Origin of the sequence: Streptomyces actinomycinicus, from assembly GCF_016741775.1 — a bacterium.
GTDB classification, from domain to species: Bacteria; Actinomycetota; Actinomycetes; order Streptomycetales; family Streptomycetaceae; genus Streptomyces; species Streptomyces actinomycinicus.
In genome coordinates, this window is the sequence record NZ_JAERRK010000008.1 from 128024 (window position 1) to 140538 (window position 12515).

Sequence of the window (12515 nt, forward strand, 5' to 3'; positions counted from 1 at the left end):
GTTCTTCAGGGCCCCCACTCCGGGACGATCCGGCGAGAACCGTGAGCCTCGCGGTTCGCCGAAACCTCCGTCCCGGGAGGACCTTGATGAGAACACGCGCAGCCGTGCTGTGCGCAGCCGCCGCCGTGGTCGCGGGCTCGGTCACCGCCGTTCCCGTCCGGGCGGCCACCGCCGCCCCCGTGCCGAAGCCCGCCTGGAAGAAGTGCGGCACCAGCGACTACCCCCGGCTCCAGTGCGCCTCCCTGAAGGTGCCGCTGGACCACGCGCATCCGTCCGGCCGGAAGATCACCCTCGCCCTGTCCCGCGTCCCGCACACCGCGAAGACCTCCCTGGGCCCGCTGCTGGTCAACCCGGGCGGGCCCGGCGGCAGCGGGCTGACGCTCGCCGGGCTCGTCGCCTCGGCGCTGCCGAAGAGCGTGGCGTCCCGGTACGACGTCGTCGGCTTCGATCCGCGCGGGGTCGGCGCCAGCAAGCCCGCCCTGACCTGTGCCTCCGGCCACTTCAAGCCGGTACGCCCGGACGCCGTGCCGCGCACCCCCGCGCTGGAACGGGCGAACCTGGAGCGAGTGAAGTCCTTCGCCGCCGCCTGCGGCCGCAAGTACGCCGACGTGCTGCCGTACATCGACACCGTGAGCGCCGCCCGGGACATGGACGCCGTCCGGCAGGCACTGGGCGCGAAGAAGATCAGTTACTTCGGCTACTCGTACGGCACCTACCTCGGCGCGGTCTACGCGAAGCTGTACCCCGAGCGGGTCCGTCGTCTGGTGCTGGACTCGATCGTCGATCCGACCGGGGTCTGGTACGACGACAACCTCGCCCAGGACTACGCCTTCAACGACCGCCACCGCGCGCTGATGGCCTGGATCGCCCGGTACGACGGCACGTACCGGCTCGGCAAGGACCCCCGGCAGGTCGAGGCCCGGTGGTACGCGATGCGGGCCGCCCTGGCGAAGAAGCCGGCCAGGGGCAAGGTCGGCGCCGCCGAGCTGGACGACACCTTCGTCCCCGGCGGCTACTACCACGGCTACTGGCCCTACCTGGCCGCCGCGTTCGCGGCCTGGGTGCACCACAAGGACACCGGGCCGCTGCTGGAGGCGTACCGGAGCTTCGCCGCCGTGGACGGCTCGGGCGACAACGGCTACAGCGTCTACACGGCCGTGCAGTGCCGGGACGCCTCCTGGTCCCGCTCCTGGGACCGGTGGCGCGCGGACACCTGGGAGGCGTACCGGAAGGCGCCTTTCATGACCTGGAACAACACCTGGTACAACGCGCCCTGTGCCTTCTGGCCGACGCCCCCGCGGCAGCCGGTGAACGTGGCCAACGGCAAGCTGCCGCCGGCCCTGCTGTTCCAGGCCACCGACGACGCGGCCACGCCCTACGCGGGCGGCGTGACCGTCCATCAGCTGCTGGCCGGCTCCAGTCTGGTGGTCGAGGAGGGCGGCGGGAACCACGGCATCACCCTGGACGGCAACAAGTGCCTGGACACGTACCTGGCCGCCTATCTGGCCGACGGCACGGTGCCGCGCGGCCGCGGACCGGTCGACGCGGTCTGTGCCAAGTCGCCCGACCCGAAGCCCCTGACCGCGAAGGCGGCGCCGGCGTCGCCCCGCAGCTCGGCCCTGCACGGTCTGCTGGGCTTCGGCCGCTGACCCGTCCGCCGAGGGGGCCCGGCCGAAGGGCCGGGGCGCCACGACCGGCCGCGCCTCGCGGCCTCCGGCCGGCTCGCCCTGCACGAGGGGAGCCGGCCGGACCGTAATCCACGGGCGTCGCCGGGGGCCGGTCCCTAGGATGCCGTCATGGACCGGTCCACCATCCGCATCCGCCCCATGGCCCTGACCGACTGCGAGCGTGTCTCCGAGATCCGGATACGCGGCTGGCAGCAGGCCTACCGGGGGCTGATGCCGCAGGCGTATCTCGACGGGCTCAGCGTCTCGGCGGACGCCGAACGGCGGCGCGCCCGGTTCACCGGTCCGGACGGCTCCGTGACGAACCTGGTCGCCGAGCAGGACGGCACGGTGCTCGGCTGGGCGGCGTACGGCCCGTACCGGGACGGTGACGTGCTCACGGACGACGCCGAGCTGTACGCGGTGTACGTCGACCCGGCCCATCTGGGCTGTGGCATCGGCCGGGCCCTGCTGACCGCCTCGGTCGAGCGGTGCGCGGGACGTCCGCGGATGCTCCTGTGGGTGCTCAGGGAGAACGCCTCGGCCCGCCGCTTCTACGAGCGCGCCGGGTTCCGGTTCGACGGGGCCGAGGAGCCCTTCGAGGCCGGCGGCGTGCCCGTGCCCGAGGTGCGGTACGTGAAGACACCCGTCGGCTGACCTGGCGTCACTTCGGCTGCTGCTGCGGGATCCGCGCCAGCGCGTGCACCGCCGCCTCCGCGAGCGCCGGGTGGGCCAGGGCCTCGTTCAGCACCCGCCGGGCGCGGGCGTCGCCCAGCGCGCCCAGGCCTTCCACGCAGGCGAGCGCGACCCGCCGATAGGGGTCGTGCGGGCGCAGCCGCCGCTCCAGGGTAGTGATCAGCGCGGGCACCGACTCGGGGGCCCGCAGGGCGGCCAGGAGCCGTACCGGGTGCAGGGCGTAGGCGACGCGCAGTTCGTTGGTGGCGAGCGCCGCGGCGGCCCGGGCCGTGCGCGGGTCGCCGAGCCGGGCGAGGGCGTGGGCCGCGGAGGCACAGCGCGGCGGATCGCGGTGGTTGAGCAGCAGCACGAGGGACTCGAAGGCACGCCGGTCGCCCACGAGCCCGAGACGGAAGGCGGCCAGCTCCCTGGCCCACAGGGGCTGTCCGGGTGCGGTGAGCACCTCCGCCAGCTCGTCGTGGTCGCCGGTGGCCAGCAGCCGGTCGAACGCCACCGGGCCGCCCGACTCCTGCCGCAGGCGCTCGGCGAGCGCCCGCTCGGCCTCGTCCCGTTCCGCCCGGGTGTCAGTCACAGCCGAGGGATTTCAGCTGCCGGTGCAGAACGCCGTGCTCGATGAGGCCGAAATGATCCATTTCGGTGATATTGAAGACGACTCTCGCAGCTGGGGCACCGTGCCGGCGCACAGCATCCTCCATTTCGCGCAGGTGTTCTCCATAGTCGGCGGAGAGAACGATGTTGACTTCGTTCGAGATTGCGGCCACGCGAGCCACCCGTTCACCGAACTGGTCGTATCCGGTCGGATCCCAGTAGTGCATCATGTCGTCCGCGAGTTGCCGCACCTGACCGAAATCCTTCGCCGCGATCCTGCTGGCATAGGTGCACAACGCCCGGAACCCGTCGAGATCCGGAGCGAGATCAACCAGTTTCTTCAGAGCGGGAAGCGGATCCCGCCGGTCTGCGGCGGCGAACAGTCGCGAAATGGTCATGGTCGAACGATTCACATTGGGATCGAGCAACAGGGCCCCGAAGAGGGACGGCCGCCAGCCGTCGGGGTTCGCCGTCCAGTGCTCCGCGAGTTGCAGCACCAGATCGGCACCCAGCGAGAACCCGACCAGGACGATCCGTTTCTCCGGATGGTCATGACCGATCCGCCGCACCAGGCCCGCCACCATCTCCACGTGGTCCTTCGCGGGCACCGGTGGCAGATGACCGGCAGAGCGGGGTGCGTAGCCGGCCAGGTTCACGGCGATTCCGTGCGTTTCGTGCGACTCCAGATACCCCTGGTAATCCGTCGCGTCCAGTCCCAGTCCGTGAAAGAACACCGTCACCGTACGCGAATCGGCCACACGTTCCAGGTAGCTCAGCTGTCCGAAACTCTGGTACGTCAAGCTGTCTGAAGGCAGAAGGGTTGCCATGGAATGGGCCACTCTCTTGATGGGGCGGATCGGGAACGCACTGTCGGAGACCTCAGACCATAGTCCAGTACCCGTTCCGCCAGGGCAGGAATCTGATTCTTCAGCCGGAGTCGCGCGGGCGCGCTTCAGCTTCTGCAGCCACGGGTAGAAATGCATCCACCTGAGAGATTCCTGCACGACTCGCCCGCGTCACCGCACTACAACCGCGGGCAGCACTGATGGAACGTCACGATCCATTTCGTCGGGTAGATCCCTGGGGCCGGGGGGAGCGTGCTTCTTTGGAAGGTTCCTTGAGCGAGTCGGAGGCGGCACAGCTGATCTTCGATCACTCGATGTCCCGGAACCGAGTGGGACGCGTCGGGGTGGAGCTGGAGTGGTTCGTCCTCCCGCTGGCCGACCCCGCCCGCCGGGCGGACGGCAGGGAACTGGCCTGCTTCACGTCCCTGTTGCGGGAACCGCTGCCCCACGGCAGCCGGATCTCGTGGGAACCCGGCGGCCAGGTGGAACTGAGCGGAGCCCCTCAGGACTCGCTGGCGCGGTGCGTGGACGCCGTGGCCGCGGACGTCGCCGTGCTGCGGAGCCGGGCGCTCGCCGCGGGACTGCACCTGCTGGGCGCCGGCCTCGACGGCCGGGCGCCCCGGTTCACCGTACCGCTGCCGCGCTACCAGGCCCTGCGCCGCTACTACGCGCGCCACGGGCAGAGCGGGGACACCCTGCTGTGCAACACCGCCTCCGTGCAGGTGAACGTGGAGGCCGGGGACGGCTCGGACGGCTGGCGCGGCCGGTACCGCAGGTGGCTGATCACCAACGCCCTCGGCCCGGTACTGATGGCGATGTTCGCCAACTCGCCGGTACCCGGGGCGCCGGACGGTCAGGGGACCGTGCTCTCGGGCCGGCAGTCGCTGCGTTTCGGGACCGACCCGTTCCGTACCGGGCCGCTGCCCCTGGGCGGTGACCCGCGTGGCACGTGGACCCGGTTCGCCCTCGACGCCAAGGTGGTGGCCGTCCGCCGGTGCGGGCAGGCCCCGCCGGCACCTCCCGACGGCGCGGCCCGTACCGGCGCGGCCCCGGACCCGACGGCCGGCACGGACCCGGACGCGGACCCCGGCGCGGTCTGGGAGCCCGCTCCCTCGGGGCTGTCCCTGCGCCAGTGGCTGCGGGGAGCCGGGCCGCGCGCGGTCCGCTCCGCGGACGTCTTCCTCCATCTGAAGTCCCTGGTGCCGCCGGTGCGCGCCTGCGGACACCTGGAGCTGCGCATGATCGACGCCCAGGACGGCGACGACTGGATCGTGCCCGTGGCCGTCGTGGCGGCGCTCCTGGACGACGAGGGAACCTCCGACGCGGCGGCCTCGCTCGTCCGCGCGCACCGCCTGCACCCCACCCGGCAGTACTGGATCGACGCGGCGCGACGGGGCCTCGGCGACCCGGAACTGGCCGCCCTGGTCCGCACCGTGATGGACCTGGCGCTGCCGGGGCTGCGCCGGCTCGGCGTCTCCCCCGGCCTGTACGGCGCGGTGGCGCGCTTCGCCGAGCACCACACCGCACGCGGGCGCGCCCCCGCGCACGCGCGCCGCGCCGCCTTCCTCCGTCCCCCTGTCCCCGAAGGAGTGACCGGTTCGTGATATCCGCCCGCAAGGAGTCGCTGCGCCAGGCACTGACCGACATGCTCCACCATCAGCAGGGCAATCACGGATGGGCCGTCTTCCACGAAGGCCTGGCGGAGCTGGCCGCGTCGGAGCGGTCGTCGGCGCTGGACGAGGTGCTGTCGGCGGTGTGGCGTGAGCGGCCGTACATCAGTGACGCGCACGCCATCAGTCTGCTCGGCGCCTCGGTGCGGCATCTGCTGCTGCAGGACGGCGCTCCGGCGGGGGTGTTCGACGCCGGCACGCCGCTCAAGGAGCGGGTCACCGTGCTGGCGGACCTGCTGCACGAACGGCACGCCGCCGTCGTACGGCTGATGGACGGACGCTCCAACTCGTACACGGGCGCACGGCGTTTCCTGCTTCCGCAGCTGGTGATCGGTGCGTTCGCCGAGGCGCGCGGTCTGGACCGGGTACGGCTGCTCGACCTGGGCACCAGCATCGGGCTGCTCCCCCGACAGCTGAACAACGAGGTGGTCTTCGACCGCTTCGCCGGTGATCTGCGCTGGCACCCGGCCGCTCCCCCGTTCCGGCACATCCCCCTGGAGTTCGTCTGCGGGGTCGACCGGCCGCCGCTGCCGACGCTGGAGTGGGTGCGCACCTGCCACGGGCCGTCCGACTACTACGAGCAGCGGTTCGAGGAGGTGCTCTGGTCGCTGGACAGGTCGAAGGAGGCCGAGGAGCGGGTGCTGCTGCGCCCGCTGGACCTGCTGGACTCGGCGGCGCTCGCCGGTCTCCTCAAGGCCTTCCGCATCAACGTCGTCACCTGCAACTTCGTGCTCTACCAGTATGCCGAGGAGGTCAGACGGCGCCTGGTCGAGACGGTCATGGGCGCCTTGGCGGTGCCGGGCATGCTGCTGGTCATGGATCCCAGCCACGGGCTCACCCGGATGGGCTGCACCGTGCACGCCTACCGGGACGGAGGCACCGAGCCTCTGCACATCGCCGACGTGTCCGACGCGCACTTCGTGGGGGACGTGCACGTCCGGGCGGGGTTCGGCGCCCTGACGGGCTGACAGGACGGGGGGGGACCGGTGATCCACAGCTCGGTGCTGGTGGAACGGGTGGTCGCGTTCGCGGCCCGGCACAAGGCCGCGGTGACGGTCGTCGGGGGGCTCGTGGGCTCCGCGGTGGGCATCTACAGCGACGAGGCGCGTGCGGTGCTCGCCTGGACGTGGAGCCATGTGATCGCCGGCGGCACGCTGGTGATCCTCGCGGTCACGGCGATCTTCACCGTGGCCTGGTGGACCCGGGGCATCGCCGAGCGCCGGCGCGAACTGCGGCGCGAGGTGGTGCGGAACTTCTTCGACATCCACGCGGACGACTTCGAGGAGGACCTGCCCTCGGACGACGCCGTCATCGGCCGGCAGCTGTGGTACCTCGAGGGCGGCGCCGAATCGCCGGACCTGGTGGTGCTGTTGCACGGTCTGGGGCTGGACGCGGACGACTTCCGCCCCTTCATGAACGTGGCCCGCCAGCACACGGTGGCCATCACCCTGTTCGGGCACAACGCGGACGAGGCCCGGGACGCCCGGTACCGCCCGATCGGCATGGCGCTGCACGCGGACCTCATCAGCGGCGCCATCAACAACCTGCAGCGGCAGTATCCGTACAAGCGGCTGACGCTGGTCGGCTTCTCCGTCGGCTGCGACTTGCTCTTCCGGCTGGCCGAGCTGTGGCGGGACCATCCCGAGCGGCAGCCGAAGATCAGGTCGGTGCTGCTGCTGGACCCGAACATCAACCACTCGACGATGGTCATCTCCAGCAAGGTGGCCCGCCTCAACCCGGAGCAGCCGCTCGCGGAGCTCAAGCGCATCGCGCAGATCCCGGAGGAACTCGTGGAGTTCCAGAACGTCTGCGAGTACCTGCACAAGATCAGCGGCAAGGACCTGAGCCAGGTCCAGCGCTACGCGGCCGACCTGTGGGACTACTGGGAGCCGGACGGCCACTACGACCTGTTCTTCCGGCGCCTGGAGCGCATCCGGGCCGTCAGCGACCTGACCCGCGTGTTCTTCTCGATGCACTTCGAGCAGCGGTTCAACGACGTCGTCGCGCGCGCCCGGCAGCGGGGCATCCGGCAGGTCTTCGACTTGCGGCGGGTGGACCACTTCGAGTTCTGCGAGGACGCCTTCCTCAAGCGGGAGATCGGCGCGCTGCTGCGCGGCCGCTGATCCCGGCGGCCGCGGGAGGCAGATCACAGAGCCGGCTCCGCACGGGGGCTGGCGCGCTCGTTACCCACCGGTTAAGCTCATACGAGCGAGTACCCCTCGCACATCCGCTGGCGACGGTTTGGTGACGCAGCCGCCGCGAGCGAGGTCGGTTCGGTACACCGTGTACCGCAGTACGACCCGGCTTCGGGACAGAGCCGGTCGGAAGTTCCGCCGTTCCCGGGCGTGTGCACGCCCGTGGGACCGGCAGCACCGGGCGTGTGCGCTTGCAGCCCGGCAACACCCGCATTCATTCCGCACCGTGGTGCGCCTTCCGGCGCACCCGGCGCGCTCCTCGTCGTCACCCTCATTCCTGGAGTCCCGCGATGGCCACTCCCCTGTCCGACTCATCTCTGTCCCCGCTCCGGACGATCGCCGTGGTCGGCCTCGGCACCATGGGCACCGGCATCGCCGAGGTCCTCGCCAAGGCCGGCCGTGAGGTGATCGGCATCGACATCAGCGAGGCCCAGGCCGCCCAGGCCCTCGGCACCCTGGAGGCGGCCACCGCCCGTGCCGTGGCCCGCGGCCGGCTCACCGAGCAGGAGCGCGGCGAGGTGCTGGGCCGTGTCCGCACCACCACCGACCTCACCGCGGCCGCCGCCGCCGACCTCGTCATCGAGGTGGCCCCGGAGTCGTACGAGATCAAGCAGCAGATCTTCCGTGAGCTGGACGGCATCGTCCGCCCCGAGACCATCCTCGCGACCGGCACCAACGCGCTGTCCGTGACCCGGCTGGCCGCCGACTCGGCCCGTCCCGAGCGCGTGCTCGGCCTGCACTTCTTCAACCCGGCGCCGGCGATGCGGCTGGTGGAGGTCGTCTCCTCGGTGCTGACCGCGCCGGGGGCCGTCGCCGCCGTCACCGACCTCGCGGTCGAACTGGGCAAGGAGCCGGTCGCGGTCGGCGACCGCCCCGGCTTCGTCGCCGACGGGCTGCTCTTCGGCTACCTCAACCAGGCCGCCGCGATGTACGAGGCGAGGTACGCCTCCCGCGAGGACATCGACGCCGCCATGCGGCTCGGCTGCGGCCTGCCGATGGGCCCGCTCGCCCTGCTGGACCTCATCGGTGTCGACACCGCCCGCCGGGTCCTGGAGGCCATGTACGCCGAGTCCCGGGACCGGCTGCACGCCCCCGCCCCGATCCTCAAGCAGCTCAGCGAGGCCGGCCTGACGGGCCGCAAGGCCGGGCGCGGCTTCTACACCTACGAGGCACCGGGGAGCAGCGCGGTCGTGCCGGACACGCTGACGCCGGCGCAGGGCGGCTCGCAGGCCCCCGGCCGCGAGGTGCGCTCGGTCGGTGTCGCGGGCTCCGGCACCATGGCCTCCGGCATCGCCGAGGTGTTCGCCAAGGCGGGCTACGACGTCGTCCTGGCCGCCCGCAGCGTGGAGAAGGCCCAGGCGGCGAAGGCCAGGATCGGCAAGTCCCTCGCCCGGTCCGTCGACAAGGGACGGCTGACCGCGGAGGCCGCCGCCGGGATCCTGGACCGGGTCGTCCCGGCGGGCTCCTACGACTCCTTCGCCGACGTGGACCTCGCCGTCGAGGCGGTCGCCGAGGACCTGGAGATCAAGCGGCAGCTGTTCGCCACGCTGGACAAGGTGTGCAAGCCGGGCGCGGTCCTGGCCACGACCACCTCGTCCCTGCCCGTGGTGGCCTGCGCCCGCGCCACCTCGCGCCCGCAGGACGTGATCGGCATGCACTTCTTCAACCCGGCGCCGGCCATGAAGCTGGTCGAGGTCGTGCGCACGGTGCTGACCGCCGACGACGTGCACGCGACGGTCCGTGAGGTGTGCGGCCGGATCAAGAAGCACCCGGTCGACTGCGGGGACCGCGCGGGCTTCATCGTGAACGCGCTGCTCTTCCCGTACCTCAACAACGCCATCAAGATGGTCGAGGAGCACTATGCGTCCCTCGACGACATCGACGCGGCCATGAAGCTCGGCGGCGGCTACCCGATGGGGCCGTTCGAACTCCTGGACGTGGTCGGCCTGGACGTCTCGCTGGCCATCGAGAAGGTGCTGCACCGCGAGTTCCGCGACCCGGGACTGGCCCCGGCGCCGCTGCTGGAGCACCTGGTGGCCGCGGGCTGCCTCGGCCGCAAGACCGGCCGCGGCTTCCGCGAGTATGCCCGCCGCTGACGGCGTCGGCGACTGGTTCCGGACGGACGCGGACTGGGGCGGACTGCTCGACCCGGGCGGCTCGCCCCCGCCCGCCCGGCCCGGCGGTCCCCCGCCCTCCGCGGACGGGGGACATCCCGGACCTGCGCATCGAGCTGCGCACATGCAGTACGTTCGGGTCATGTCCCAGCCCGCCAAGTCCTCACGTACACCAGCTACGCCCGACGCGCCGGAAAGTGCCGCAGGCAGTCGCGCCGCCGCCCAGCGGCTCAAGATGCGCCGAGAGCTGGCGGCCGCAGCCATGGAGCTGTTCGCGACCAAGGGGTACGAGGCGACCACCGTCGACGAGATCGCGGCCGCCGCCGGGGTCGCCCGCCGCACCTTCTTCCGTCACTTCCGTTCCAAGGAAGAGGCGATCTTCCCGGACCACGACGACACCCTGGTCCGTGCGGAGGCGGTGCTCAACGCCGCTCCCGCGCACGAGCACCCGCTCGACACGGTGTGCCGCGGCATCAAGGAAGTCATGAGGATGTACGCGGCCCGGCCCGAGATCTCGGTCGCCCGCTACAAGCTCACGCGCGAGGTGCCCACGCTGCGCGAGGCCGAGATCGCCTCCGTGGCCCGCTACGAGCGCCTGTTCACCCGCTATCTGCTCGGCCACTTCGACGAGCACGCGCACGCCGACGACGCCAACGACGACCCGCTGCTGGCCGAGGTCGCCGCCTCGGCCGTGGTCACCGCCCACAACCACGTGCTCCGGCGCTGGCTGCGCGCGGGCGGCCAGGGGGACGTGGAGGCCCAGCTGGACCACGCCTTCGCCATCGTCCGCAAGACCTTCGGCAGCGGCATCGGGGCCGGCCGCGGCCCGGCTGCCGGGGCGTCCGGGGCGAGCGCGCCGGCGACGGTGTCCGCGCACGGCGAGGTGCTGGTCACGGTCGCCCGTACTGACGCCCCGCTGGACGAGGTCATGCGGACCATCGAGGAGGCGCTGAAGGAGCGCTGAGAGCCTCGCCCGCCCTGTGATGACGGCCACCCCTCGGGGTGGCCGTTTTGGCATGCCAGGAGCCGATTTCAAGCGGATTTCAAGGCGCGTTCGATCGATCATCGCTCATTTGTTACGTAAAGATTTCATCTGAGGCCAACTCCTGGCACTCAGTGCCTTGCCACCTGACACGCGGTGTCATACGTTGAAGGAGTCCGGGCGGCCGGCGAGCAGAGACCGTTCGCTCGCCGGCTGTCCCCGCAAGCTCATGGCCTGCGCGCCCGGACGCCTGCGTCACAGGCAACCTCCCGCGCCACAAAGCGCTGCCGAAGCACCACTGAGCCGAACCGACGGCACACCCTCGAAAACCCTCAGCAGCACTCATCGCAGCACCGACGATCCCCCAGCGCCCCTCCCTCAGGGCGCTCACCGCCGGAGGCAACACCGTGACCGTGAAGGACATCCTGGACGCGATCCAGTCGAAGGACGCCACGTCCGCCGACTTCGCCGCCCTGCCGCTCCCCGAGTCGTACCGCGCGATCACCGTGCACAAGGACGAGACGGAGATGTTCGCGGGCCTGCAGACCCGCGACAAGGACCCGCGCAAGTCGATCCACCTGGACGACGTCCCCGTGCCCGAACTGGGCCCGGGCGAGGCCCTGGTGGCCGTCATGGCCTCCTCGGTCAACTACAACTCGGTGTGGACCTCGATCTTCGAGCCACTGTCCACCTTCGGGTTCCTGGAGCGCTACGGCCGCACCAACGAGCTGGCCAAGCGCCACGACCTGCCCTACCACATCATCGGCTCCGACCTCGCGGGCGTCGTCCTGCGCACCGGCCCCGGCGTCAACGCCTGGAAGCCCGGTGACGAGGTCGTCGCCCACTGTCTGTCCGTCGAACTGGAGTCCTCCGACGGCCACAACGACACGATGCTCGACCCGGAGCAGCGCATCTGGGGCTTCGAGACCAACTTCGGCGGCCTCGCCGAGATCGCCCTGGTCAAGTCCAACCAGCTGATGCCGAAGCCGGGCCACCTGAGCTGGGAGGAGGCCGCCGCCCCGGGTCTGGTCAACTCCACCGCGTACCGGCAGCTGGTGTCCCGCAACGGCGCCGGCATGAAGCAGGGCGACAACGTCCTCATCTGGGGCGCGAGCGGCGGCCTCGGCTCCTACGCGACGCAGTTCGCGCTGGCCGGCGGCGCCAACCCGATCTGTGTCGTCTCCAGCGACCAGAAGGCGGACATCTGCCGGTCCATGGGCGCCGAGGCGATCATCGACCGCAACGCCGAGGGCTACAAGTTCTGGAAGGACGAGCAGACCCAGGACCCGAAGGAGTGGAAGCGCTTCGGCAAGCGCATCCGTGAACTCACCGGCGGCGAGGACATCGACATCGTCTTCGAGCACCCGGGCCGCGAGACCTTCGGTGCCTCCGTGTTCGTCACCCGCAAGGGCGGCACGATCACCACCTGCGCCTCGACCTCGGGCTACATGCACGAGTACGACAACCGCTACCTGTGGATGTCGCTGAAGCGCATCATCGGCTCCCACTTCGCGAACTACCGCGAGGCATGGGAGGCCAACCGGCTCATCGCCAAGGGCAAGATCCACCCGACCCTGTCGAAGACCTACTCCCTCGAGGACACCGGCCAGGCGGCCTACGACGTCCACCGCAACCTGCACCAGGGCAAGGTCGGCGTGCTGTGCCTGGCCCCCGAGGAGGGCCTCGGGGTGCGCGACGAGCAGATGCGCGCGAAGCACCTCGACGCGATCAACCGCTTCCGGAACATCTGAGGACACCCGA

Annotated in this window: 10 protein-coding genes; 8 read left to right on the forward strand and 2 right to left on the reverse strand. The window is 71.1% G+C overall.

The window, feature by feature from the left end; translation table 11 throughout:
- Positions 1 to 86: 86 nt before the first annotated feature.
- Together JK359_RS18330 and JK359_RS18335 are read left to right on the forward strand one after the other, a co-directional pair.
- Complete coding sequence (locus JK359_RS18330; RefSeq protein ID WP_201836863.1) at positions 87 to 1649, forward strand: alpha/beta hydrolase; 1563 nt, start codon at positions 87 to 89, stop codon at positions 1647 to 1649.
- Between the two features lie 147 nt (positions 1650 to 1796).
- Positions 1797 to 2321 carry a GNAT family N-acetyltransferase gene (locus JK359_RS18335; RefSeq protein ID WP_201836865.1) on the forward strand — a complete coding sequence of 175 codons (525 nt, stop codon included), beginning with the start codon at positions 1797 to 1799 and terminating at the stop codon, positions 2319 to 2321.
- Positions 2322 to 2328: 7 nt separating this feature from the next.
- Here the strand turns inward: JK359_RS18335 and JK359_RS18340 are convergent, their stop codons facing one another.
- Together JK359_RS18340 and JK359_RS18345 are read right to left on the reverse strand one after the other, a co-directional pair.
- Entirely contained in the window at positions 2329 to 2931 is a 603-nt protein-coding gene (locus tag JK359_RS18340) for an adenylosuccinate lyase (RefSeq protein ID WP_201836867.1), read from the reverse strand.
- Complete coding sequence (locus JK359_RS18345) at positions 2924 to 3775, reverse strand: alpha/beta fold hydrolase (protein WP_201836869.1); 852 nt, start codon at positions 3773 to 3775, stop codon at positions 2924 to 2926. The genes JK359_RS18340 and JK359_RS18345 overlap by 8 nt, the downstream gene beginning before the upstream one ends.
- Positions 3776 to 4065: 290 nt before the next feature.
- Here JK359_RS18345 and JK359_RS18350 point away from each other — a divergent pair, with 290 nt between their 5' ends.
- From JK359_RS18350 to ccrA, 6 genes are all read left to right on the forward strand, one after another.
- On the forward strand, positions 4066 to 5397 hold the full coding sequence (locus JK359_RS18350) for a glutamate-cysteine ligase family protein (protein ID WP_201836871.1): 1332 nt from the start codon (positions 4066 to 4068) through the stop codon (positions 5395 to 5397).
- Complete coding sequence (locus tag JK359_RS18355) at positions 5394 to 6431, forward strand: hypothetical protein (protein WP_201836873.1); 1038 nt, start codon at positions 5394 to 5396, stop codon at positions 6429 to 6431. Before JK359_RS18350 ends, JK359_RS18355 begins: the two co-directional genes overlap by 4 nt.
- Positions 6432 to 6449: 18 nt before the next feature.
- A complete protein-coding gene (locus JK359_RS18360) occupies positions 6450 to 7586 on the forward strand; it encodes an alpha/beta fold hydrolase (protein WP_201836875.1) in 1137 nt (378 codons plus the stop codon).
- 362 nt (positions 7587 to 7948) lie between these two features.
- Positions 7949 to 9754, forward strand: a complete 1806-nt coding sequence (locus tag JK359_RS18365; RefSeq protein WP_201836877.1) for a 3-hydroxyacyl-CoA dehydrogenase family protein — start codon at positions 7949 to 7951, stop codon at positions 9752 to 9754.
- A 160-nt stretch (positions 9755 to 9914) separates the two neighbouring features.
- Positions 9915 to 10736, forward strand: a complete 822-nt coding sequence (locus JK359_RS18370) for a TetR family transcriptional regulator (protein ID WP_236678052.1) — start codon at positions 9915 to 9917, stop codon at positions 10734 to 10736.
- 431 nt (positions 10737 to 11167) lie between these two features.
- Positions 11168 to 12505 carry a crotonyl-CoA carboxylase/reductase gene (gene ccrA / locus JK359_RS18375; RefSeq protein ID WP_201837190.1) on the forward strand — a complete coding sequence of 446 codons (1338 nt, stop codon included), beginning with the start codon at positions 11168 to 11170 and terminating at the stop codon, positions 12503 to 12505.
- Positions 12506 to 12515: the final 10 nt, after the last annotated feature.